Source organism: Rhizobacter sp. P2_H3, from assembly GCF_056403355.1.
The window spans coordinates 13,885-37,750 of record NZ_JBFUFQ010000037.1; the positions used below are offsets into that span (position 1 = coordinate 13,885).

23 protein-coding genes are annotated in these 23,866 nt (G+C 70.0%); 10 read left to right on the forward strand and 13 right to left on the reverse strand.

Annotated elements, in window-relative coordinates; genetic code table 11:
• The first annotated feature begins 98 nt into the window (after positions 1-98).
• On the forward strand, positions 99-647 hold the full coding sequence (gene msrA, locus AC1D1T_RS10075; protein WP_047504579.1) for a peptide-methionine (S)-S-oxide reductase MsrA: 549 nt from the start codon (positions 99-101) through the stop codon (positions 645-647).
• Positions 648-690: 43 nt separating this feature from the next.
• On the forward strand, positions 691-3,726 hold the full coding sequence (locus AC1D1T_RS10080) for a hybrid sensor histidine kinase/response regulator (protein WP_477991836.1): 3,036 nt from the start codon (positions 691-693) through the stop codon (positions 3,724-3,726).
• Here the strand turns inward: AC1D1T_RS10080 and pdxH are convergent.
• Positions 3,678-4,313 carry a pyridoxamine 5'-phosphate oxidase gene (gene pdxH, locus AC1D1T_RS10085; protein WP_047504576.1) on the reverse strand — a complete coding sequence of 212 codons (636 nt, stop codon included), beginning with the start codon at positions 4,311-4,313 and terminating at the stop codon, positions 3,678-3,680. The two genes, AC1D1T_RS10080 and pdxH, sit on opposite strands and share 49 nt — an antisense overlap.
• 159 nt (positions 4,314-4,472) lie before the next feature.
• Between pdxH and AC1D1T_RS10090 the strand changes: the two genes are divergently transcribed.
• Complete coding sequence (locus tag AC1D1T_RS10090; protein WP_047504571.1) at positions 4,473-5,105, forward strand: nucleotidyltransferase family protein; 633 nt, start codon at positions 4,473-4,475, stop codon at positions 5,103-5,105.
• An 89-nt stretch (positions 5,106-5,194) separates the two neighbouring features.
• On the opposite strand, the gene AC1D1T_RS10095 is transcribed toward AC1D1T_RS10090, so the two are convergent.
• Positions 5,195-5,815, reverse strand: coding sequence for a gamma-glutamylcyclotransferase (locus AC1D1T_RS10095; protein ID WP_477826223.1), 621 nt, complete (start codon positions 5,813-5,815; stop codon positions 5,195-5,197).
• 43 nt (positions 5,816-5,858) lie between these two features.
• Here AC1D1T_RS10095 and AC1D1T_RS10100 point away from each other — a divergent pair, with 43 nt between their 5' ends.
• From AC1D1T_RS10100 to eda, 5 genes are all read left to right on the forward strand, one after another.
• The gene (locus AC1D1T_RS10100) at positions 5,859-6,332 is read left to right on the forward strand and encodes an OmpA family protein (RefSeq protein ID WP_477826224.1); all 474 of its coding nucleotides are present in this window, start codon (positions 5,859-5,861) and stop codon (positions 6,330-6,332) included.
• A 106-nt stretch (positions 6,333-6,438) separates the two neighbouring features.
• Positions 6,439-6,975, forward strand: a complete 537-nt coding sequence (locus tag AC1D1T_RS10105; protein ID WP_477826225.1) for a pyridoxamine 5'-phosphate oxidase family protein — start codon at positions 6,439-6,441, stop codon at positions 6,973-6,975.
• 4 nt (positions 6,976-6,979) lie between these two features.
• On the forward strand, positions 6,980-9,013 hold the full coding sequence (locus AC1D1T_RS10110; RefSeq protein WP_477991837.1) for an AsmA family protein: 2,034 nt from the start codon (positions 6,980-6,982) through the stop codon (positions 9,011-9,013).
• 102 nt (positions 9,014-9,115) lie between these two features.
• A complete protein-coding gene (gene edd, locus AC1D1T_RS10115; protein WP_047504562.1) occupies positions 9,116-10,933 on the forward strand; it encodes a phosphogluconate dehydratase in 1,818 nt (605 codons plus the stop codon).
• A 34-nt stretch (positions 10,934-10,967) separates the two neighbouring features.
• Positions 10,968-11,591: a bifunctional 4-hydroxy-2-oxoglutarate aldolase/2-dehydro-3-deoxy-phosphogluconate aldolase gene (gene eda / locus AC1D1T_RS10120; RefSeq protein ID WP_465111824.1), complete on the forward strand. Its 624-nt coding sequence runs from the start codon at positions 10,968-10,970 to the stop codon at positions 11,589-11,591.
• Here eda and AC1D1T_RS10125 read toward each other — a convergent pair whose 3' ends face one another.
• From AC1D1T_RS10125 to AC1D1T_RS10140, 4 genes are all read right to left on the reverse strand, one after another.
• Complete coding sequence (locus AC1D1T_RS10125) at positions 11,592-13,298, reverse strand: alkaline phosphatase D family protein (protein WP_477825295.1); 1,707 nt, start codon at positions 13,296-13,298, stop codon at positions 11,592-11,594.
• 70 nt (positions 13,299-13,368) lie between these two features.
• On the reverse strand, positions 13,369-14,664 hold the full coding sequence (locus AC1D1T_RS10130; protein ID WP_477825294.1) for an MFS transporter: 1,296 nt from the start codon (positions 14,662-14,664) through the stop codon (positions 13,369-13,371).
• Between the two features lie 20 nt (positions 14,665-14,684).
• The gene (gene gloA, locus AC1D1T_RS10135; RefSeq protein ID WP_047504550.1) at positions 14,685-15,074 is read right to left on the reverse strand and encodes a lactoylglutathione lyase; all 390 of its coding nucleotides are present in this window, start codon (positions 15,072-15,074) and stop codon (positions 14,685-14,687) included.
• Positions 15,075-15,088: 14 nt separating this feature from the next.
• Entirely contained in the window at positions 15,089-15,631 is a 543-nt protein-coding gene (locus tag AC1D1T_RS10140) for a PaaI family thioesterase (RefSeq protein ID WP_047590100.1), read from the reverse strand.
• A gap of 77 nt (positions 15,632-15,708) precedes the next feature.
• Between AC1D1T_RS10140 and AC1D1T_RS10145 the strand changes: the two genes are divergently transcribed.
• A complete protein-coding gene (locus AC1D1T_RS10145) occupies positions 15,709-16,167 on the forward strand; it encodes a MarR family winged helix-turn-helix transcriptional regulator (RefSeq protein ID WP_477825292.1) in 459 nt (152 codons plus the stop codon).
• A gap of 5 nt (positions 16,168-16,172) precedes the next feature.
• Here AC1D1T_RS10145 and AC1D1T_RS10150 read toward each other — a convergent pair whose 3' ends face one another.
• The 6 genes from AC1D1T_RS10150 to AC1D1T_RS10175 all read right to left on the reverse strand — a co-directional run bounded on the left by AC1D1T_RS10150 (position 16,173) and on the right by AC1D1T_RS10175 (position 22,497).
• Entirely contained in the window at positions 16,173-16,802 is a 630-nt protein-coding gene (locus AC1D1T_RS10150) for a hypothetical protein (RefSeq protein WP_477991838.1), read from the reverse strand.
• Between the two features lie 85 nt (positions 16,803-16,887).
• A complete protein-coding gene (locus AC1D1T_RS10155) occupies positions 16,888-17,382 on the reverse strand; it encodes a GFA family protein (protein ID WP_477825290.1) in 495 nt (164 codons plus the stop codon).
• A complete protein-coding gene (locus AC1D1T_RS10160; RefSeq protein WP_477843541.1) occupies positions 17,379-18,164 on the reverse strand; it encodes an SDR family NAD(P)-dependent oxidoreductase in 786 nt (261 codons plus the stop codon). Before AC1D1T_RS10160 ends, AC1D1T_RS10155 begins: the two co-directional genes overlap by 4 nt.
• A gap of 24 nt (positions 18,165-18,188) precedes the next feature.
• On the reverse strand, positions 18,189-19,793 hold the full coding sequence (locus AC1D1T_RS10165; protein ID WP_477991839.1) for a hypothetical protein: 1,605 nt from the start codon (positions 19,791-19,793) through the stop codon (positions 18,189-18,191).
• Positions 19,794-19,807: 14 nt separating this feature from the next.
• Positions 19,808-21,508, reverse strand: a complete 1,701-nt coding sequence (locus AC1D1T_RS10170; RefSeq protein ID WP_477825287.1) for an Hsp70 family protein — start codon at positions 21,506-21,508, stop codon at positions 19,808-19,810.
• A 47-nt stretch (positions 21,509-21,555) separates the two neighbouring features.
• Positions 21,556-22,497, reverse strand: a complete 942-nt coding sequence (locus AC1D1T_RS10175) for an MBL fold metallo-hydrolase (protein ID WP_477825286.1) — start codon at positions 22,495-22,497, stop codon at positions 21,556-21,558.
• Between the two features lie 101 nt (positions 22,498-22,598).
• On the opposite strand from AC1D1T_RS10175, the gene AC1D1T_RS10180 reads away from it, so the two are divergent.
• Positions 22,599-23,120: a DUF4142 domain-containing protein gene (locus AC1D1T_RS10180; protein ID WP_477991840.1), complete on the forward strand. Its 522-nt coding sequence runs from the start codon at positions 22,599-22,601 to the stop codon at positions 23,118-23,120.
• A gap of 6 nt (positions 23,121-23,126) precedes the next feature.
• Here AC1D1T_RS10180 and AC1D1T_RS10185 read toward each other — a convergent pair whose 3' ends face one another.
• A complete protein-coding gene (locus AC1D1T_RS10185) occupies positions 23,127-23,696 on the reverse strand; it encodes a YceI family protein (RefSeq protein ID WP_477825284.1) in 570 nt (189 codons plus the stop codon).
• Between the last annotated feature and the right edge of the window lie 170 nt (positions 23,697-23,866).

Here is a 23,866-nt window from a genome sequence, read left to right on the forward strand (position 1 = left end):
GTCAGGCGCCGTTGTCAGGAAGCACGCCGTGGCGCGACCGAGTCGACAGCCTTGCAAACTGCGCGCTCGCAGTCATCTGGGCTGTCCAAGGAGATCTCATGAACACGACTTCCATCCAAACCATCACGCTGGGCGGCGGCTGCTTCTGGTGCGTCGAGGCGGTATACGAGCGCGTGCTGGGCGTCACCGGCGTCGAGTCCGGCTACAGCAACGGCCGGGTGCGCAACCCGAGCTACGAGCAGGTGTGCAGCGGCGACACCGGTGCGGTGGAGGTGGTGCGGGTCAGCTTCGACCCGGCGCAGATCACGCTGCGCGAGGTGCTGGAGATCTTCTTCGTCGTGCACGACCCGACGACGCTGAACCGCCAGGGCAACGACGTCGGCACGCAGTACCGCTCGGGCATCTACGTCGAGTCGCCGGAGCATGAGCGCGTGGCCCGCGAGGTGATCGCCGAGATGGCGGCGAGCGGTACTTACAAGAGCCCGATCGTCACCGAGGTGCTGCCGCTGGCCGACTACTCGCGTGCGGAGGACTACCACCAGCACTACTTCGCGCAGCACCCGGGGCAGGGCTACTGCGCGTTCGTCGTCGCGCCGAAGGTCGAGAAGTTCCGCAAGACCTTCGCATCGAAGGTGCGCTCCGAGTAGCGCAGCGGGCCGGGCGCCGGGCAGTCAGTACACTTGCCCGCGCATGGACACCCTGTGGCTTTCGTCGCCTGCGCCGGCATTGCGGCTGTGGGCAGACGGTCGGTGGAAGGTGAACCCCGCCGCGGCGCGGTGGGCGTCCGACCACGGCATCGCCGATGCGGGCTGGCAGGCGCTGGCTCGCGAACTCGTCGCCACGCTGCGCCACCCCGAGCCCAGCAGTCGCGGGCGCATCGCGTTCCCCGGCTCGTCGCTCGAGATCGACTGGACCTCCGTCTGGCTCGACAGCGGCTGGCTCGCCTGGCTGGTGCTGCCCTCGGCCGATGCGGCGCGGCTCGCGCTGATCGAGCAATTCGGCCGCACCGGCGCCTGGGAGCGCGACCTGCGCACCGGCGAGGGTCGCTGGGACGCCCACATGTTCCGCTTGTGCGGCTTCGACCCGGCCGGTGGCGTGCCGAACTTCGACCAGGCGAGCGAGCGCGTCCACCCGGACGACCGCGACCGCTTCCGCCTCGAGCACCGGCGCTTCGGCGAAGCGCCGGGCCGCTACGAGACCTGGTTCCGCCTCGTGCTGCCGGACGGCCAGGTCAAGGAGTTCCACTCGCTCTGCGAAGTGCATCCCGGCCCGCAGGGCCGGCCGGTGCGCATGACCGGCATCCTGCTCGACGACACCGAAGGCACCTCGCGCCTGCGCGAGATCGAGGCGCTGACGGCCAAGCTGCACCGCGCGGTCACGCTGGCTTCGGTGTCGGTGTGGCGCATCGACCTGGCGACGCAGCGCATCTACTTCAACGACTGGGGCTACCAGGTGATGGGCATCCCGCGTCCGCCCGACGGCCTGACGCTGGAGTACATGCGCTCGACCATCCATCCCGACGACCGCGCCGCGGTGCTGCGTGCGGCCGATGAGGCCATCGCGACGCACCGCGTCGTCGACGTCGAGGCGCGCTACCGCAACGAGGACGGCAGCTACCGGCACCTGCTGACGCGCCGCGTCGCCGAGCGCGACGAGCAGGGGCGCGCGATCGCGCTGTCCGGCGTCTCGCTCGACCGCAGCGCGCAGATCGCCGAGCGCGAGCAGGCGCAGGCCTTCGCGCGCCGCATCGACATGGTCACCAACGCCGCGGGTGTCGGCATCTGGACGGTCGACATCGAGGCCCGCCAGGGCGAGTGGAACGAGCAGATGTTCCGCATCTACGGGCTGCGCCCGCAGGACGGCGTGCCCAGCGAGGAGCGCTGGCTGCAGGAGCTGGTGCACCCGGACGACCGCACGGCGATGCAGTCGCACGGCGAGATCGCCGACCGCGGCACGCAGCAGGGGCTGCAGTCGGAGTTCCGCATCCGCCGGGCGGACGACGGCGAGGTGCGCTGGGTGTCCGCCTGGTCGCGGCGCGAGCGCGTCAACGGCCGGCTGATGGCCTTCGGCGTCAACATCGACATCACCGAGCTGCACAGCACCCGCGCGCAGCTGCGGCGCGTGCAGGAGCGCACGATGCTCGCCGCCGAATCGGCCGGCATCGGCACCTGGGAGCGCGACCTGCGAACGCACGCCTCGCAATGGGATGCGCAGATGTTCCGGCTGCGCGGCCACCGCCCCGACGGGCCGCTCGGCGCGAACGACCTGCGCGACGGCTCGCGCCACCCGGACGACGTGGCCGAGCTGCAGCGCAAGATGGACGAGGCGGTGCGCGAGGGCGGCGAGCTCGAGCATGAGTTCCGCGTGGTCTGGCCCGACGGCTCGGTGCGCTGGCTGGCCACGCGCGGCCATGTGCAGCACGACGCGCAGGGCCGGCCGGAACGCTTCCTCGGCGTGAACTGGGACATCACCGAGCGCAAGCGCGCCGAGCAGGCGCTGCGCGACAAGGCGGCCGCCGAGCAGGCCAGCCGCGCGAAGAGCGAGTTCCTGGCCCGCATGAGCCATGAGCTGCGCACGCCGCTCAACGCGGTGCTCGGCTTCGCGCAGTTGCTGTCGGCCGACGCCGGCGATCGCTTGAGCCCGCCGCAGGCCGAGCGGGTGGAGCGCATCCGCTCGGCCGGCCAGCACCTGCTGGCGCTGATCGACGACGTGCTCGACCTCGCGTCGATCGAGTCGAGCGGCATGCCGCTTGCCCACGAGGCGGTGCCGCTGCAGGCCGCGCTGCACGACGTGCTGCAGTGGACCCGGCTGCAGGCCGACGAGGCCGGTGTCAGCGTGCAGGCCGAGGCGACGGCGGCCCAGGTGCTGGGCGACCCGCGGCGCGTGCGCCAGGTGATCGCCAACCTGATGAGCAATGCCATCAAGTACAACCGCGCCGGCGGCCACGTGTGGCTGGCGGTCGAGCGCGGGGCCTGGCAGGGCGTTCCGGCCTGGGCGATCACGGTGCGCGACGATGGCCGGGGCATGTCGGCCGCGCAGCGGCGCCACCTGTTCGAGCCGTTCAACCGACTCGGCGCGGAGCGCGAAGCGATCCAGGGCACCGGCATCGGGCTGGCCATCGTGCACCACCTGGTCAAGCTGATGCGCGGCGAGATCAGCGTCGAGAGCGAGCCGGGCCGAGGCAGCGCGTTCCGCATCGTGCTGCGGGCCGCCGCCGGTGCCGCCGCGGAACCTGCGCAGCAGGCCGTTCCCTCATCGGTGCAGGCCGCCCCGGTCGCCACGACAGCGGCCGCGCCGCTGCGCCTGCTCTACATCGAGGACAACCCGGTCAACGTGCTGCTGGTGCAGGAGCTGCTCGCCAACCATGCGCACGTGGAGCTCGCCATCGCCGTCGACGGCGTGTCGGGCGTGCGGCTCGCACAGCATGCGCGGCCCGACGTGGTGCTGGTCGACATGCAGCTGCCCGACATCGACGGCACCGAGGTGCTGCGCCGCCTGCGGGCCGATCCCGATCTGGCCGGCCTGACGATCGTCGCGCTGTCGGCCAACGCGATGCCGGAAGACGTCTCCCGGGCGCGCGAGGCGGGCTTCGACGACTACTGGACCAAGCCGATCGACTTCAAGGCCTTCCTCGCCGCGCTCGACCGGCTGGCGCAGGCGCGGCGGCCGGGTGCCGATCAGGGTGCGAGGCGTTCGCGCAGCCAGCTGCCTTCGGCCAGCCGGTAGCGCAGGCGATCGTGCAACCGCGACTTGCGGCCCTGCCAGAACTCCCAGCTGTCCGGCACGAGGCGGAAGCCGCCCCAATGCGGCGGGCGCGGCGGGTTCAGCGCGTAGCGCGCGGCGGCCTTCGCGGCGTTGGCCACCAGCACCGCGCGCGAGCCGATCACCTCGCTCTGCGGCGAGGCCCAGGCACCCAGCCGCGAATCGAGCGGGCGCGACTGGAAGTACGCATCCGACTCGGCCTCGCTGGTGCGTTCGACGCGGCCTTCGATGCGCACCACGCGCTCCAGCTCGACCCAGTGGAACTGCAGCGCGGCCCACGCATGGGCGGCCAGTTCGCGGCCCTTGCGGCTGTCGTAGTTCGTGTACCAGACGAGGCCGCGCGCATCGAAACCCTTGATCAGCACGATGCGCGTCGACGGGCGCTGGTCGGCGCCGACCGTCGCGAGGGTCATCGCGTTCGGCTCGGGCAGCTTCGCATCGAGGGCCTGCTGGAACCACAGGCCGAACTGCTCCAACGGGTCGCTGCGCGAGGCGTTCTCGTCGAGTTCGGCGCGTTCGTAGCTTTTGCGGAGGTCGGCAATATCGGTCATGGCCGGAGTATCCCGCAGGGAACAAAATACCTGCGGGGAATGCCTTAAGTGAACGCCCCACTAGGCGCCGAAAGCAAACGATTCCATTCTTGCAACCAAGGGCTTGCGTGCTGTGATGCGCCGGCTGCCATGACGAACAACAATGAAAGGGATGGCCTCATGAAGGCGCGGCCGGCGATCGTCGTGCTCGCCGCGGGACTGGGTTCCCGTTTCGGCGGTACGCAACACAAGCTCACGCAGAGCCTCGGCGCATCGAGTGTTCTCGGGACGACGCTTCGGCATGCGCTCGCGACGCACCTGGCGGTGATCGTCGTCGCCACCGAGGTGCTGGCCGAAGAGGCTGCCTCGCATGTCGCGACGCGCGACATCGTGATGCTGCCGTCGGTCGGCTCGGGCTCGCCGGTCAGCGCGCAGCGCCTGGGCATGGGCTTCTCGATCGCGTCGGGCGTCGCGGCCTGCTCCGATGCCTCCGGCTGGCTGGTGCTGCCGGGCGACATGCCGATGGTGCAGCCGTCGACGCTGCTCGCGGTGGCGCAGCAGCTCGACCACCATGCCGTGAGCTATGCGCAGTACCGGGGCCGGCGCGGGCATCCGGTGGGTTTTGCGGCCGAGCTCTACACCGAGCTGGTGATGCTGACCGGCGACGAGGGCGCGCGCCGGCTGGTGGCGCGCTATCCGGCGCAGGCGGTCGATGTCGACGATTCCGGCGTGCTGATGGATGTCGACAACGAGGGCGACCTGGATCGCGTGCGGGCAGCCTACAGCCCGTCGCTGTTCGGCGACTCTCGTTGAAGGATGACAGCCCCTCGGTCGACGGGTACATCGACCGATCCCCCGAGGGGATGCAGGCCGGCTTGGGAGCGGCCCGGCGCTCGGCCTGCCTAGCCGTTCACCAGCGCGTGCCGCTCCACCAGTGCCACCAGCCGCTCGATGCCGCGGTCGCGGATGCCGCATTGGCGCAGCGAGCGCGCCGTCTCCATCAGGTAGTCAAGCGTCGTGCCGTAGCGCCCGCAGGCGCTGCGCAGCACGCCGAGCAGGTGCTCGTCGCTCAGCGTGCCGGTGTAGTTCGGGCTGCTGCGGCTCAGCGTGAAGCCGAGCGCGCTCACCGGCCCTTGCGGCGTGCGGCATGGCAGCCAGCGGGCATCGTAGACGCCGGTCGGCATCTCGCGCGCCCACAGCCTCGGCAGCTCGTCGTCGACGCGTGCGCGCTCGATGCGGTAGACCATGCCGCGGCAGGAGCCGCCTGCCACCAGCGCGAACACCAGGCCCGGGCATTCGGGCGTGCCGCGGTTGATGCGCGAGCGCATCTCGAGCGCGCGGTGCCAGCCGTGCACCTGGGCCAGCCGCTGCTCGGCGGCTTCGAACTCGGGGCGCCAGATCAGCGACGCGTAGCCGAAGATCCACAGGTCGTCACGGCCGCCCCAGCGGGAATGCACGTCGGCCAGCAGTTTGGCGGGGTCGCGCACGGGCGCCAAGCCGGTATCGATCACTGAATCGAGCATGGACGACACTCTAGAATGAATTTTCTTCAGCCGGGAGCTGGCGATGAGTGACCAAGACGACGACGTGCAGAAGTACGCGCTGGGCGCAGTGGCCTTCGTGGTGGCGCTGGTGGTGGCCGGGGTCATCGGGCTGGCCGCCTCGCGTGTGCTGCATGCGCCGAAGGCGGCCGGCCCCTCCACCGCATCCGCGACGACCCCGGCCGAGACCTCCGCGGTCGAGCGCATCTACTTCGAGGTCGGCCAGGACAGCCTGCCGGCCGATGCCATCGACGTGCTGAACCGCGTGGCCGAGGCGGCCCGCTCGAGCGGCGGCACCGTGCTGATCTCCGGCTTCCACGACGCGAGCGGCGATGCGGCCGCGAATGCCGACCTGGCGAAGCGCCGGGCCCAGCGCGTGCAACATGCGCTGGAGGCGAACGGCGTCACCGCCGACCACCTGCAGCTCAGCAAGCCGGCCGTGACCACCGGCGACGGCGACCCGAAGGCGGCGCGGCGCGTCGAGCTGCGCCTGCAATAGATGCTCGGGTAGGACATCGCGCACATGCCGTGGCGGCCCTCGCCGATAGGGGCTGCCACTGCGGCAGCCTAAGCTCGAACGAATCCGTTCAAGCAGGGGCCGCGCCATGAAGATCCATCCGCAACGTCACGAGAACCTGAAGAAGATCGTCGACCTGGTGGAAGGCATCGACATCGCGATGCTGACCACCCAGGCCGCCGATGGCCGGCTGCTCGGCCGCCCGATGGCCGCGCTCGAGGTCGATCGCGACGGCAGCTTCTGGTTCTTCACCAGCGAGCGCTCGGCCAAGGTGCACCAGCTCGACCGCGTCAACCTGGCCTTCACCGATGAAGGCGACGCGACCTACGTGTCGATCAGCGGCCAGGCCGCGATCGTCAACGACCGCGCCCGCATCGACGAGCTCTGGACCGCCGCCGCGAAGCCGTGGTTCCCGCAGGGCAAGGACGACCCGGACCTGGTGCTGCTGCGCGTCGACACCGACATCGCCGAGTACTGGGATGCGAACAGCAGCCGGATGATCCGCCTGCTCGCGATGGCCGCTTCGGCCGTCGCCGGGCGGCCGATCGGCCTCGGCGACCACGAGGTCGTCAGCAACCCGTCGCGCCCGCCGGTCTCGCACCAGCGCTCGCTCATCGGCGATTGATCCCGTGTCGCGGCGTCGCGCATGGTCGTGGAGCCTGCTCGGCCTCGCCGGCGCCGTGCTGGTGGCGTTCGTCGCGTGCGAAGCCCTCGGCTGGCCGTTCCTCGTCGGCCCGGCGCAGCGGTTGCTGGCCGACACGCTGAAGCGCGATGTCCGGCTCGCCGACGGGCCTGACCACGGCCGCGTCCGTCTGCTCGGCGGCTTGCGCATCGACATCCCGATGCTGGAGATCGGCAGCGCCGCGTGGAGCAAGGATCCGTACTTCCTGCATGCCGAGAACGCGCAGCTGCGCGTCTCGTATGCGGCACTGTGGCGTGCACACCGGGGCGATGCGCTGGACATCAAGCGGTTGCATGCCGACCGCCTGATCGTGCACGCCGAGCGCCGCGCCGACGGCATGGCGTCATGGCAGTTCGGCGAGCCGAAGGCCCAGCAGGAGAAGGGCACGCGGCTGCCGCGCGTGCGCTCGCTGTCGGTGACCGACGGCCAGCTGACCGTCGTCGATGCCCCGTTGAGGGCCGATCTCCGCGCTGAAATACGCCTGGCCGACCAGGACACGGCAGCGCCGCTGCCGGCCGATGCGGCCTCGGCCCCTCGCTCGCTCACCGGCCTCGTCGTGCGCGCGAAGGGCACCTACGGCGGTTTCCCGGTCGAAGGCCGCCTGCGCTCGATCGGCGTGATGCCGCTGCTGGTCAGCGACGACGACGCGCCGCCGGTGCCGGTGGCGTTGCGCATCGACGCCGGTCGTGCCGGATTCCGTTTCCAGGGCACGGTGACCGACGTGCTGAAGCTCGAGGGCATGACCGGCCGCGTGCGCGTCAGCGGCCCGTCGCTGTCGGCAGTCGGCGATCCGCTGGGCGTCACGCTGCCGACCACCGGGCCGTTCGAGATCGACGGCCGTGTCGCGAAGCGCGGCGAGGTGTGGAACGTGCTGGTCGACGACGCGACGGTCGGCAACAGCCGGCTGAATGCGGCGTTGACCTACGACCGGCGGCCGAAGGTGCCGCGGCTGTCGGGCCGGGTCTCCGGGCCGCGGCTGCTGCTGGCCGATCTGCTGCCCAGCATCGGCGTCGGGCCCGAGCCGGTACCCGCCGTCGCGCCCGAGCAGAAGCCGCCGAAGCGCCCCGGCGACCGGGTGCTGCCGAACCGCGCGTTCGACCTGCCGTCGCTGAGCGCGATGGATGCGAACGTGGTGCTGGCCTTCGACCGCGCTGAGCTGGGCCGCATCTTCGCGCTGCCGCTGGAGCCGCTGCGTGCGCACCTGACACTCGCCGACGGCAAGCTCGCGATCGCCGACCTGGTGGCGCGCACCGCCGACGGCAGCCTGGCGGGCGCGGTCTCGCTCGACGGCAAGCCGAAGCTCGCGCTGTGGGACAGCGACCTGCGCTGGAGCGGCGTGCGGCTGGAGCGCTGGCTGAACCAGGGCCGGCCCGCCGACAAGCCGCCGTACGTCACCGGGCGGCTGATCGGCCAGGCGAAGCTGAAGGGGCAGGGCCGTTCGACCGCCGAGATCCTCGGCAGCCTCGACGGCACCGTGGTCACGCGCATCGTCGAGGGCAAGGTGTCGCACCTGGCGATCGAAGGAGCCGGGTTGGACCTGGCGCAGGCGCTGGGCGTGCTGGCCAAGGGCGACGAGCTGCTGACGATCGACTGCGCGCTCGTCGACCTGCAGGCGAAGAAGGGCGTGCTGCGGCCGCGCGCGATGGTGATCGACACCCGAGACTCGACCATCTGGGCCGACGGCACCTTGTCGCTCGCCGAAGAGAACATGGACCTGCGCGCCGTCGTCACGCCGAAGGATTTCAGCCCGCTCGCGCTGCGCACGCCGCTGCGCGTGCAGGGCAGCTTCAGCGATCCGAAGATCTCGCTCGAGAAGGCACCGCTCGCGCGCAAGGTGGGCACCAGCGTGCTGCTCGGGCTGTTGAATCCGCTGGCGGCGCTGATCCCGCTGGTCGACATGGGCGAGCGGCAGCCGTCGGGCGAGGGGTGCAACGCCTTGCTGGAACGCGCCCGGCAACACGCCGCGCCGGGCGGTGGCTGAGCCGATCGCGAGATCATCCTGAAATCATCTTGAATTGACGATGTAACTTGGTTACGCGATACTCAAAAGCCTGGTTACGACCCCGGCCGCGAGGTGCCGCCCATGAAACAAGTCCTGCAGGAAGTCACCCACCGCATCCGCGAGCGCAGCGCCCCGACGCGCACCGCCTACCTGGCGCGCATCGACAAGCTGGCGATGCGCCAGCGCGGCTCCGACCGCATGGGCTGCGCCAATGTCGCGCATGCCTTTGCCGCGCTGCCGGCCAACGACAAGTTCAAGGTGGTGGCGCAGCGCTCGCCGCACCTGGGCATCGTCACCTCGTACAACGACATGCTGTCGGCGCACCAGCCCTACGAGCGCTTCCCCGACATCATCCGCAACGAGGCGCACCGCCACGGCGCGACGGTGCAGGTGGCGGGTGGCGTGCCGGCGATGTGCGACGGCGTGACGCAGGGCCTGCCCGGCATGGAGCTGAGCCTGTTCTCGCGCGACACCATCGCGATGGGCACCGCGGTGGCGCTGACGCACGATGTGTTCGATGCCGCGCTGCTGCTCGGCGTGTGCGACAAGATCGTGCCGGGGCTGCTGATCGGCGCGCTGCACTTCGGCCACCTGCCGTGCGTGTTCGTGCCGGCCGGGCCGATGGGCACCGGCCTGTCGAACACCGAGAAATCGAAGGTGCGCGAAAAGTACGCGCAAGGCCTGGTCGGCCGCGACCAGCTGCTCGAGGCCGAATCGGCCGCGTACCACGGCGCCGGCACCTGCACCTTCTACGGCACGGCCAACAGCAACCAGATGCTGCTCGAGGCGATGGGCCTGCACGTGCCCGGCGCCGCCTTCGTGCACCCGCATGCGCAGCTGCGCGAGGCGCTGACGCGCGAGGCGGTGCGCGCCGCGCTGGCGATCACGCACGGCGGCGGGCGCTACACGCCGATCGGCCGGCTGGTCGACGAGCGCGTGATCGTCAACGCGATGGTCGCGCTGCTGGCCACCGGCGGTTCGACCAACCACCTGATCCACTGGGTGGCGGTGGCGCGCGCGGCCGGCATCCTGATCGACTGGACCGATTTCTCCGACCTCTCGCATGCGACGCCGCTGCTGGCGCGCGTGTACCCGAACGGCAGTGCCGACGTGAACCAGTTCCAGTCGGCCGGCGGGCCGGGCTTCGTGATCCGCGAGCTGCTCGATGCGGGCTACATGCATGCCGATGTCGCTGCGGTGGCCGAGGGCGGCATCGCGGCCTACGGCACGCAGCCGCAAGGTGATGGCGAGCGCCTGACCTGGTCGGCGCTGCCGGCGCAGAGCGGCGACGACAGCGTGGTGCGCACCGCGGCCGCGCCGTTCAGCCCGTCGGGTGGCCTGAAGCTCCTGACCGGCAACCTCGGCCGTGCGGTGATCAAGATCTCGGCGGTGCCCGAAGACCGTCACATCGTCGAGGCGCCGGCGCTGGTCTTCAATGCCCAGGAAGAGTTGCTCGCCGCCTTCAAGGCCGGCGAGCTGGAGCGCGATTTCATCGCGGTCGTGCGCTTCCAGGGGCCGCGTGCGAACGGCATGCCCGAGCTGCACAAGCTGACGCCGCCGCTCGCGGTGGCGCAGGGCAAGGGCTTCAAGGTGGCGCTGGTCACCGACGGGCGCATGAGCGGTGCGTCGGGCAAGGTGCCGGCGGCGATCCACGTGAGCCCCGAGGTGCTCGCGAACGGGCCGCTCGGCAAGGTGCGCAACGGCGACATCATCCGGCTCGATGCGGTGGCCGGCACGCTGCAGGCGCTGGTGCCTGACGCAGAATGGGCGGCCCGCGAGGTCGCGCAGATCGACGCGCAGCAGCAGGAGAACAACGCCCACGACCTGGGCCGCGACCTGTTCGGCGGCATGCGCCGCAATGTGCTGAGCGCCGAGCAGGGCGCCGTCACCTGGCTTTGAGCCGATCTTTCAACTTCCAAGCAGAGAACCCCGCATGAACACGCTCGAACTGGCCGGCCACGGCCCGGTGATCCCGGTGATCGTCATCAACCAGCTGGAAGACGCGGTGCCGATGGCCCGTGCGCTGGTGGAAGGCGGCGTCAAGGTGCTCGAAGTGACGCTGCGCACGCCGGTGGCGCTGCAGTGCATGGAGGCGATCGCGAGAGAGGTGCCCGAGGCCATCCTCGGCGCCGGCACGGTGCGCAGCGTGGCTGATGCGAAGGCGGCGCTGGACGCCGGCTGCAGGTTTGCCGTGAGCCCGGGCTACACCAGCGAGATCGGCCGCGCCTGCCGCGAGATCGGGCTGCCGCTGCTGCCCGGCACCGCCACCGGCAGCGAGGTGATGCAGGCCAATGCCGACGGCTATTTCTTCCTGAAGTTCTTCCCGGCGATGCAGGCCGGCGGCATCCCGATGCTGAAGGCGCTGGCCGGGCCGTTCACCGACGTGGTGTTCTGCCCGACCGGCGGCATCACGTTGGAGACCGCGCCGCAGTTCCTGGCGCTGCCGAACGTCAAGGTGTGCGGCGGCTCGTGGCTGACGCCGGCGGATGCGGTGAAGGCGAAGGACTGGGGGCGCATCACCGCGCTGGCCAAGGAAGCCAGCGCGCTGCGCGCCTGATCAGACGTCGACCAGCTTGCGGTTCGCGCTACCCGGCAGCGTGCGCAGGCTGCGCCCGGTGCTGGCCACGTAGTCGCGCTTGAGGATCGTGTCGACGAACACCCAGTCGGCACGCGCCTCGGTCGGCGTCACGTTCAGCACCATGTAGCCGCGCAGGCTGGTCTGCGCGTACTGCAGCGGCCCGATCAGCTGCGTCAGCGCCGCCGCGAACGCGGTCGGCTCCTCGGTCGTGAAGATCGTCTCGAAGCCGGGCGAAGTCACCGACGAGGTCGCGAACTCCACACCCACCGCGTTGCCCGACAGGTCCTTCAGGTCGCTGGCCCACGCGTTGTGCGTGTCGCCGGCCAGCGAGACCAGGTTCTTGTCGAGCGCGCGCGCCATGCCCAGCACCGTCTCGCGCGCCGCGGCATAGCCGTCCCAGGCGTCGAGGTTGTACGGGATGGCCGGCTGCGCGAGGATGGCCTGCTCGGTCGGCGTCAAGGTGGCTGGCGCGGTGGCCGCCTTCGTCGCGATCGCGCCGTAGGCCGCGACGCTGATCTGCTGCGTGACGATCGGTGCCGGCACGTTCATGCGCGCCATCAGCACCTGCTGGCCCAGCACCTGCCAGGTGGCGGCCGAAGCCTGCATCTTCGACTGCAGCCAGGTCGTCTGCGTCGCGCCCATCAGCTGGCGCGCCGGGTTGCCGACCGCGCTGGTGAAGCCTGCGGCGTCGAAGCCCGACGCGGTGATGTAGTTCGCATAGCTCAGCTGCTGGTCGCGGCCGACCTGGCGCGTGTCCAGCATGTGCAGCGACAGCAGCGTGCCGAAATCGAACGAGCGGTAGATCTGGTCCGGCTTGCTCGCATCGGGCAGGCGGATCGGGATCCACTCCAGGTAAGCCTGGATCGCGGCCGCGCGGCGCACGCTGAAGCTGCCTTCGGTGGCAGGGTCGTGGTTCTCGGCGCCACCGGTCCAGGTGTCGTTGGCGATCTCGTGGTCGTCCCACACAGCGATCATCGGCATCGCGGCGTGCAGCGCCTGCAGGTCGGCATCGGTGCGGTACTGCGCGTAGCGGCGGCGGTAGTCGGCGAGCGTCAGGGTCTCGTTGGCCGGGTCGGGGATGCGATTCAGCGTGGCGGCATCGCCGGTCGCATAGCCTTTGCTGTCGTACTCGTAGATGTAGTCGCCCAGGTGCAGCGCGGCGTCGACATCGTTCCGCTTGGCGGCCTCGGCATAGACGTTGAAGTAGCCGGCCGGGTAGTTGGAGCACGAGAACACCGCGAGCCGCACCTGCGACACGCTGCCCACCGGGAGCGTCTTCGTGCGGCCGGTGGCCGAGCGCTGGCTGCCGATCGAGAAGCGGTAGTGGTAGACGGTGTTGGCGGCCAGGCCGGTGACGTCGACCTGGGCGGTGTAGTCCTTCGCCGCGCTGGTCGCGACGGTGCCCGACTTGACGATGCTCGCGAACTGGCTGTCGCTTGCGAGCTCCCAGTTCAGCTGCAGCGTCGCATCGGTGGACGGTGTTGCACGGGTCCACAGGATCACGCGATCGCTCAGCGGGTCGCCGCTGGCGACGCCGTGCTTGAACTCGATGCCGGCACCGGCGTCGGCCGCCGAGGGGCTGTCATCGCTGCCGCCGCAGCCCGCGAGGCCCAACCCGCCGCCGACGGCAACGGTGCCGAGGGCGACATCGCGGATGAACTGGCGGCGTGAGGTGTCGATGCTCATGAACGGCTTCCGGAGTGGTGGTGCAAAGCCCGCCACTGTGGAAAGCGTTCATGACAAGGGCATGAAGCTTCTATGCCGTCTTCAAGGCAGCGACTGCTGTTGCCTGCCGCCGGATCAGCAGCACCGACACGGCCGCCACCAGGCAGGCCGCGCCGGCCGCGAACAGCGCCGGGTTGTAGGTGAGCAGCAGCGTGCGCGTGAGCCCCGCGCCGTAGGCCGCGACCGCCGCGCCGAGCTGGTGCGAGGCGAACACCCAGCCGAAGATCATCCCGGCGCGCTCCTTGCCGAACTCCTGCGCGGCGAGCTTGACGGTGGGCGGCACCGTCGCGATCCAGTCGAGGCCGTAGAACATCGCGAAGGTCGCGAGGCCGTACAGCGTGAAGGTGGAGTAGGGCAGCCAGAACAGCGACAGCCCGCGCAGCCCGTAGTACCAGAACAGCAGCTTGCGGTTGTCGTAGCGGTCGGACAGGTAGCCCGACAGCGTGGTGCCCACCAGGTCGAACGCGCCCATCATCGACAGCACCGAGGCCGCCGGCACGGCCGACAGCCCGTTGTCGCTGCACAGCGAGATGAAATGCGTCTGCAGCAGGCCGTTGGTGCTGAGCCCGCAGATGAAGAAGCTGGCCGCGAGGATCCAGAACGTGCGGTTGTGCGCCGCCTCGCGCAGCACCTTGAACGGGCCGAGGAAGTTCAGCGGCGCGGCAGCCGGCACCGGCGGCACCGCGGTGCCGTCGGGCTCGCCGAGCGACAGCAGCCCCAGCTCGCTCGGGTGGTTGCGCATGAAGAAGGTGACCAGCGCCACCACGACCACGCAGGCGATGAAGATCGGGATCACCGCATAGCGCCAGCCATGGTGCTCGATGATCCAGGCCGCGAGCGGCAGGAAGAGCAGCTGACCGGTGGCGGTGCTCGCGGCGAACATGCCGACCACCAGCCCGCGGTTGGCGGTGAACCAGCGGTTCGCGACCATCGCGCCCAGCACCAGCGCGGTGAGGCCGGTGCCGCAGCCGAGCATCAGCCCCCACAACAGGAACAGCTGCCACAGCTGCGTGATGCCGGTGGCCAGCACCATCGCGACCGCGATGAGGCTGGCGGCGGCCACCATGATGCGCGGCAGCCCGAAGCGGGCGATGAAGATCGCGGCGAACGGCCCGAGCAGCCCGAACAGCGCGAAGCGCACCGCGAAGACGGACGACAGCTGGTCGGTGGTCCAGCCGAACTCCTTCGACAGCGGCTGCATCATCGCGCCCGGCAGGCCGAGCGCGGCCGAGGTGGTCAGCATCGCGAAGAAGGTGACGGCGGCGATCACCCACGCATAGTGGATGCCGCGGCGGCCGAGGGAGGCGGAGATGCGTTCGGAGAGCATGGGGTTTCCTCGGCGCGGGCTCAGTCGAAGCGGCGTTCGATCAGTTCGACCTTGTAGCCGTCCGGATCGGTGATGAAGGCGATGACGGTGCTGCCGCCCTTGACCGGGCCGGCCTCGCGCGTGACGTTGCCGCCGCCGGCGCGGATGCGCTCGCAGGCCGCCGCCGCATCGGGCACCGCGATCGCGATGTGGCCGTAGGCGGTGCCGAGCTCGTACGAGCTGACGCCGTGGTTGTAGGTGAGCTCCAGCTCGGCATGCTCCGGGTTCGGACCGTAGCCGAGGAAGGCGAGCGAGTAGTGCTGCGACGGGTTCTCGGACTGGCGCAGCAGCGTCATGCCCATGATGTTCGTGTAGAAGTCGATCGAGCGCTGCAGGTCGCCGACGCGCAGCATGGTGTGGAGGAGTCGCATGGAAGGTGGTCCGTTCAGGAAGCGTCGAAGATGAAGCAGGTGGTGGAGGCGTGGGCGTACAGCTTGCCGTCGGGGCCGACCAGGCGCCCTTCGGCGGTGGCCATGCGGCCGCCGACGTGGATCACGCTGCCGATGGCGCGCAACACCGGCACGCGGTGGGTGACGGCGCGCACGTAGTTGATCTTGAGTTCGGCGGTGGTGTAGGCCTTGCCGGCGGCCAGCGTGGTGTGCACCGCGCAGCCGACGCACGAATCGAGCAGCGTCGCGATCCAGCCGCCGTGCACGGTGCCGAGCGGGTTGTAGTGGCGCAGCAGCGGCGTGCCCTGGAACACCGCGCGGCCGGGCACCATCTCGATCGGCAGGAAGTCCATCGTCTCGCCGATCGGCGGCGGGGGCAACTGGCCGTCGAAGATGGCCTGGAAGAACTGCAGGCCGCTCAGGCCCGCGACCTGCTCGGGGCGGGCCACGCCTGGCGGCAGCAGGCGCGCACGGTGCGCGGCGGCCTCGGCTTCCCACTGGGCCTGCACCGCGGCAGCATCGACGGCGGCTGTGTCCATGATCGGTCGCCCGGCGGGCCTAAAGTTGCAATTGCAATGATTGTAGCTACAATTGTTTGATCATGCCAAGCGCCACGATGAAGACGGATTCCAGGGTTGCAGAACCGAAGGCGATGGGCCCCCACGGCTGCACCAGCCTGAAGGTGCGCCAGCTGTCGCGCCGCGTCAGCCAGCACTTCGACCGCATCGTCACCGACTCGGGGTTGAAGACGACGCAGTACTCGCTGCTGTCCCAGGTGGTGTCGCTCGGGCCGGTGAAGCCGGGCGTGCTGGCGTCTCACATGGAGATGGATGCGTCCACGCTGACGCGCAACCTGCAGCCGCTGGTGGCGCAGGGCTGGGTCACGGTCGGGCCGGGCGAAGACGGCCGCAGTCGCGTCGTCGAGGCCACCGCGGCGGGGCGCGTCAAGCGCGATGAGGCGCGACGCGAGTGGAAGCGGGCGCAGGTGGCGTTCAACGAGCGCTTGGGCGACGAGCGCGTGATCCGGCTGCACGCGCTGATCGAGGAATGCCTCGCGGTGATGAACGAAGCCTGAGCGCGTCAGTCCTTCATGTTCGTCCAGTCCAGCAGGTCCTTGTACGTCCACTTGGCCAGGAGAAATTCGCCGCCGGTGTGGCTTTGTGAGAAGACCACCTTCAGCTGGGCACGCGAAACTCGTTGCTGCATGGCTTCGGCCAGCTTCCGACACTTGCCCTTGTCCTGGGGAAGCTTTGGCAGGCGGAGGGTGGTGTCTGCAAGGCACATTTTGATGAACTCGCTCAAACGGTCGACGGATCGGCTGGTGTCCAAGGTGACGCCGCTGTCTTTGAGATCGGTGAAAGAGTCTCTCGTTACCTCAATCTGATCAAGGACGTCTGCCAAGTTCTGATCGGAAACCTCGGAGACATCCATTTCCCTCGTGTACGCAACAACTTGGAATCTGCCAATGCAGTGGTCCTGAAGAGTGCGGCTGCTTGCACGCAGATCAAAGTTGGACGGCAGCTCGTAGCTGACCTTCTTTCCGGTGTGACCGTCAAAAAACCGCTTGCTCGTCAAGACGTGAACAGTCTGTCGTGCTCCGTCACGCTGCAACGCAACGGAGGATTCTGCATGCGTGCCGGACGCATTTTGGCGGGGCGGGTTCTCTAGCGGGCGGGTGAGGGCGGAGCGAGTGAATGCTGTGTTTTCCATGGCTGCTGAATGACGTGGCTGTCGCGACTTCTGAGTTCGCTTGAGTCACAAGAAGCGTGCAGACAGTTCCACGTTCGCAGCCGAATCAGGGAGCCCTCGTGGCGCCGACACCTGGAACGACATCCTCCCCATACGCCTTCTTCCAGCGCACTGTCAGCGCGACATGCTCATCCAGCCGCGTCCCCGGCAACCCGTCGTCGACCTCCCAGTTCGCCACCTTCGACTCGATCGCGAAGTGATCCTTCGGCGTGATCGCCGACGGGTCGTCGAGGCTGCCGACCGAGAGGTCCATGTGCTGCGAGCCCTCGTACGCGAAGCTCAGCGGCGTGCCGCAGTTCCCGCAGAAGCCGCGCAGCGCGAACTTCGACGACGCGTAGGTCTTCGGCGGCTCGGTCAGCCACTCGACCTGGTCGCGCCGCAGGTTCAGGAACGGCACGCGCGTGTTGCCGAAGGCCAGCTGGCACATGCGGCAGTGGCAGTAGTAGCCCTCGCGCTTGTCGGGCGACGCGCGGTAGCGGATGCGGCCGCACAGGCAGCCGCCTTCGAGCGGCGCGTTCGCCGTGCCTGCCGCCGCGCTCATGTCGCCACCGTGTAGTTCAGCGTGAGCCGCCCGCCGTCCACGTAGACGATCTCTCCGGTCATGTAGCTCGCCGCGCTGCTCAGCAGGAAGGCGGCCACGTCGGCGATCTCGCCCGGCTCGCCGAGCCGCTTCATCGGCGTGCGGCTCATGATGCGGGCACGCGCTTCTTCGCTGCCCAGCACCGCGTTCTTCGCGAGCTCGGTCGCGATGGTGCCGGGCGCCACCGCGTTGACGCGGATGCCGCGATCGGCCAGCGAGAGCGCCATCACGCGCGTCAGCTGGTTGATGCCGCCCTTGCTCGCGTTGTAGCTCGCGATGCTCGGGATCGCCATCACGCTGTTGACCGAACTCATGTTGACGATCGCGCCGCCGCCGGTCTTCACCATCTCGCGCGCGACCGCCTGGCCGACCAGGAACGAGCCCTTCAGGTTGATGTCGATCACCGCGTCCCAGTCGGCCTCGGTGATCTCGAGGAAATCGGCGGCCTTGAAGATGCCGGCGTTGTTGACCAGCCCGTCGACGCGGCCGAAGGCGGCCAGCGTGCCGGCGACCGCGGCGTCGACCTCGGCCTTCTTCGACACGTCGCAGTGCAGGTAGAGGGCGCGCTGGCCTTCGGCCGCGAGGCTGGCCGCGAGCGCCGCGCCGCGCGTATCGTCGACATCCCACAGCGCCACCGCCGCGCCGTCGCGCGAGAGGCGCTGCGCGCAGGCGGCGCCGATGCCTTGCGAGGCGCCGGTGATCACGATGACCTGCCCGTGCAGGTTGAACTGGACCGGTTTCATGGAGGCTCCCGAAAACGGTCGAGTTTAGGCCGGCTGCCCCCTGCCTGCCAGCGCGCGCGGCGCGAGCCGGCGCGCCAGTCCGACCGACCGTCCCTGCACGAAGAGCAGCGCCGAGACCGCTCCCACCGCGAGCGGCATCGCGTACCACACCGGTACCGCCCGCCCCATCATCTGCGGCGTCAGGGCCAGCAGCAGGGCGGTCAGCACCAGCCGGTGCCCGGCGTGCTCGGCGATCGATGCGGCCACGGTCGGCAGGCCGGCGGTGAAGGTCAGGAGCGCCTGCAGCGGATTCAGTCGGTCGCCGGCGTCCTGGTGCGACGGCAACCACACCTGTTGCAGGAACAGTTGCATGCCGCCGAGCACCCAGGCCAGCACCAGCAGCATGACCGGCGCGTCGTTGATCCGGAACGCCAGCACGAAGTAGGCGGCAAGGCCCGCGGACACCAGCGCCTGCTCCATCATCAGCGGCAGCGCCATCCCGACGCCCGCCAGCAGCAGGCCGACGCCAGCGAGCAGGGCGCCGGGCAACTCGAAGCGGCTTGCCGCTTCGAGGCAGGCCGCCGCGGCCAGCAGCGAGGCCACGCCGACCCATGGCCACCAGCGGTGCAGGCGGTGCCATCGCAAGCGGGCGGCCCACGCATCGGGCAGCAGCTTGTGGCGGCGCACGCCGTACACCAGGCCGAAGCCGATCAGCGGCAGCACCGGCCCCGCCAGTCCGGCCGCCACCACGAAGCCGGTGCCCCACAGCGCGCCTTCCAGGTCGCGCGCCAGCACGCAGCCGAGACCGAACACCACCAGGGCCGCGGCGGCCATGCGCAGCCACCGCCCCTGCTTCAGCAACGATGCGAGGCGCGCCAGCAGCGCCCGATCGAAGCCCAGTCGCGCGAGCAGCGCCGGGCCGGCGGCGTGAATCTGCCGTTCCAGCGGCACGCCGAGCAGCGTGGCCAGCCCCAACGCCCACCACCGGCGGCCACGCGCCAGCAGGGCCTGCAGGGTCACGAGGTCGGCATGCAGCCGCAGCGTGTGCTCGTCGGTCACCGGCCGGTGCAGGCCGTCCAGCGCCATCTGCAACGCATGGGTGCGCTCCCAGCCGATCTGCCGATCGACGCGGAAGTCGTCCAGCCAGCGGAAATGTTCCTGCAGCATCGCCTGCATGCTGGCGGGCAGCAGCGGGGTGCGCAGCACCAGGTCGGCAAAGCGTGCCGAGGCTTCGGCCTCCTGGCCCAGTGGCAGGTCGTTCAGGTGCCGGCGCAGCATCGGCACCAGCGCATCGAGCGCGGCCGGGCCGAGCGGCAGGGTTCGGGCGACGAGTTCGCACAGCGCTTCGGGTGACAGGTGCTCCTTGGCCGCCGTCTGGGGAGTTGCCTCCGCGGGCGCCACGGCGACTTCCGCGGCAACCGGTGCGACGGGCGCCGACTCGGGCGCGGCTGTCGTCACCTGCGCTTCGGCCCGCACCGCCTGCTGATGTCGCGCCCACGCGACCATCCGGTCGTAGGCCTCGCGCAGCGCCTGGTAGGCGAGCGCATCGTCGTCGGGCCGCGTCACCTTCAGCCGTGCGGCGTAGCTGCGCTTGATCAACGCGTGCTCGTCGGTGGGCTCCGCCAGCCCCAGCACCTGCCAATCCTCCATCGTGGCCTCGCCGGTCAGAAGCGGAAGCCGCCGTCGATGCTGTCCAGCGCCTGCCGGAGCTGCTGGCGCGCGGTGCGCACCGTGCGCGCGTCCTGCGTGTCCAACGCCGCCTCGAACTGCGCCATCCAGGCCTGCAGCGCGGTGCGCTGCTCGCCCAGCCGGTCTTCGTACAGGCGCTTCGCACGCTCCAGCAGGTAGCGGTTCTCGTCCTCGTCGCGCGGGTGGCGCTTCAGCTGCTTCAACCGTTCGAGTGCCGAGGCAATCGCTGCGGCGTCCATCTGCGTCGAGGTGTTGTGGATCAGCGTGTTGGTGATGCGGCCGCTGGCGGTCTCGCGTGCGTCGACGTCGAGCAGGCCGTTCGCGTCGTAGGTGAAGCGCACCTCCAGCGTCGCCGTGCCGGCCGGGCGGGGCGGCACGTCGACATCGAGCACGCCCAGCGCGAGGTTCTCGGAACCGACCGGCGATTCGCCCTGGCGGATGTCGATGCGGATGCTCTTCTGGTTGTCGACCACCGTCGAGTAGATGCCCGTGCGCGACACCGGCACCGGCGTGTTGCGCTCGATGATCGGCGAGAAGCGGTCGGCCACCAGCGCGTCGCCGACCTGCTGCGACGCGACGATGCCCAGCGAGTACGGCATCACGTCGGTCAGCACCACCTCTGACAGCGCCGCGTCGCGCGCCTTCAGCCCGGCCTGCACCGCCGCGCCTTGCGCGATCGCGAGGTCGGGGTCGATGGTGCGCAGCGGCAGGCGCTGGAACAGCCGCGTCGTCAGCTGGCGGATCATCGGCATGCGCGTCGCGCCGCCGACCAGCACCACCTCGTCGAGCCCGGCAGCGTCGATCTTCGCGTCGTACAGCGCGCGCTCGATCGGGCGGCGCAGGCGCTGCAGCAGCTCGGCGCTCGCGGATTCGAAATCCGCCCGCGTGATCGCGCACTCGATGCGCCGGCCCTGGTGCACCAGCGACATCACGGTGCTGTCGGCATCGCTCAGGTTGCGCTTGGCCTGCTCGGCGGCACGCCACCAGGCGCCGCCCTGCATCAGCGCCTCGCGCTCGGCGGGCTTCAGTCCGTCGCAGCGCTCGATGAACAGGCGGCCCAGCGCCTGCACGAAATCCTCGCCGCCGAGCCGCGTGTCGCCGGCGCTCGCGCGCACCTCGACGACGCCGTCGAAATACTCCAGCACCGAGACGTCGAAGGTGCCGCCGCCCAGGTCGAAGATCAGGAAGCTGCTGTGGTCGGTGCGCTCCTGCAGGCCGTAGGCCAGGCCGGCGGCGGTCGGCTCGTTGAGCAGCCGCTCCACCGTCAGCCCGGCCAGTTCGCCGGCGGTGCGGGTGGCACGCCGCTGCGCCTCGTTGAAGTACGCCGGCACGGTGATCACGGCCTCGGTCACCGGCGCGCCGAGCAGCGCCTCGGCATCGGCCTTCAGCGATTGCAGCACCAGCGCCGACAGTTCCTCGGGCCGGAAGTCGCGCGTGCCGAGCCGCAGCTTGCGGTCGCTGCCCATCCAGCGCTTGAAGCCCTGCGCGGTGCGGTCGGGGTGGGTGCTGACGCGCTCGCGGGCCGCCAGGCCGACCAGCGTGCGGCCCTCGTCGTCGAGGCTGACCGCCGACGGCGTGGAGAAGTCGCCGTGCACGTTGCGCACCAGCTGCGGCCGCCCGTCCTGGAAGATGCCGATCAGGCTGTTGGTCGTGCCGAGGTCGATGCCGACGATCATGGTGCGCGGCGCGGGGCACCCGCGCAAATCGGAAGGCGCCGAGGATATCAGCGCGCGCGGTCGAGCCAGATGCCGATGCCTTGCGCGTTCAGCTCCAGGTCCATCGCGAGCAGCGCCAGCGCGTCGTCGCGCGGCACGGTGCTGCCCAGGTGCTGCAGCCGTGCCGTGTAGAGCGCCGCGAGGCCGGCCATCAGCGCGGGGTGGCGTTCGGCCGCCGGCAGCGGGCGCAGCCGCTCGCCGAGCGCGACGATCTCGTCGACCTGCGCAAGCATCATCTCGCCGAGCCGTGGCACGCCCTCGACGCAGCCGTAGTGCGTGAGGTAGAGCCGCTCGGGGTGGTAGCCGAGCATGCGCTGCACCGAGTGCTTCAGCGCCTCGGGCTCGAACTGCACCGGCGTCGTGGTCGGCAGCAGCCACGGGCCCTGCGCGGTGTCGAACTCGCGGTAGCTCAGGCCGAAGGTGTCGCCGGTGAAGAAACCGCGGCTGCGCTCGTCCCAGATGCAGTGGTGGTGGCGGGCATGCCCCGGCGTGTCGATCAGCACCAGCGGCCGGCCGGCGAGTTCGACGACCATGCCGTCATGGCTCTCGACGACGCGCCCGGCCGGCACCGGCACCACCTCGCCATAGGCTCGCGTCACCTCCTGCGCGCCGTACACCGCGCGGGCGCCGTTCAGCAGCGCGAGCGGCTCGATCATGTGGCGTGCGCCGCGCGGGTGGGCCAGCAGCTTCGCGTCGGGCAGCGCCTGCATCAGCGCACCGGCGCCGCCGGCATGGTCGAGGTGCACGTGGGTGACGATGACCCAGTCGACAGCGCTGCGCTGCAGCCCGGCCGCCTCGACGGCTGCCAGCAGCCGCGGCAGCGAGTGCGTGGTGCCGGTGTCGATGAACGCGCCGCGGCCGTTCTCGACCACCAGGTAGCAGGCATCGAAGGCCGGGCGGTGGAAGCCGGTGTCGATGGTGTGGATGCCGAAAGCAGGGGTATCGACCATGATCGCCATTCTCCTACGGCGAACTCGGAACGGGCCGACAGCCGGCGCGCGAGGCGGCTCCCAGACTGGAAGCCTCATTGGTCCCTGAAGAGGAGTCCGCGATGAAACTGCTCACACGATTCACCACCCGGCGATTCACCACGCTGCTGATCGCCGGTGCGGTCTGCGGCTTGGCCGCCACCGCTGCGCACGCCCGTTCGGACGCATCGTTCATGAAGGAAGCCGCGCAGGCCGGCAGCGCCGAGATCGAGGCCAGCAAGCTGGCGCAGACCAAGGCGCAGCGCACCGACGTGAAGACCTTCGCGCAGACGATGATCGACGACCACACGAAGGTGGCCGACGAGCTGAAGGCGCTCGCCGCGAGCAAGAAGGTCGAGCTGCCGACCGGCCCGTCGATCACGCAGAAGGGCGAGCTGAAGCTGATCGACGCCGGCGCCGATGCGAAGTTCGACGAGCGCTATGTGAAGGCCTTCGGCGTGAAGGCGCACGAGGACGCGGTCAAGCTGTTCGAGCAGGCGGCGAAGGAAGCCCAGGATGCCGACGTGAAGGCCTTCGCGCAGAAGACCTTGCCGGGGCTGCAGCACCACCTGGAGATGGCTCGCTCGTTGTCGAGCAAGCCCTGAAGAACGTCACTGCGTGGCGACCGCTTCGACCTGGATGCGCAGCGTCACATCCATGTTGAAGTGCCAGTCCTTGCCGGCGTCGATGCCGAACTGGTCGCGCTGGATCGTCGTGATCGCGTCGGCGCCGCACATGTCGCGCTTGAGCATCGGGTGCGGGATGCACTTGAGCCAGTTCAGCTTCAGGGTCACCGGCCTGGTCACGCCATGCAGCGTCAGCTCGCCGGCCACTTCGGTCGGCACGCCGCCGACCACCTTGTCGAACTTGCCCCTGTAGGTGGCCTTCGGGAATTTCTTGACGTCGAACAGCTCCTTGCCCTGGGCCACCTTGTTCAGCGCGTCCTGCCCGAAGTCGGCACTGGCCGGCAGCACGGTGATCTCCAGGTCGCCGCTGCCGGTGGCCTTGTCGTAGTGCGCCGTGCCGCTGCTCTTGTTGAACTTGCCGCGCCACACCGAGATGCCCATGTGGTCGGCCTCGAAGCTCGGGAAGGTGTGGTCGGGATCGATCTTGTAGGTGACCGGGGCGGCGTGGGCGGTGGCGGCGATCAGCAGGCCGGCGAAGGACAGGGCAAGGCGCATGGAGGTTCTCCTGGAGGTGGGTTGAGGTGAACGGCACCGCGATTCTCGGTGCCTTCTTCCTCACGACGAACCAGCCCTCCAGGAATCGACACTCAGTCGCCTTCGATGTGCGCGCTCTTCACCACCTCGCCCCAGCGCACCAGTTCGTTGCGTGCCAGGTCACCCAGGGC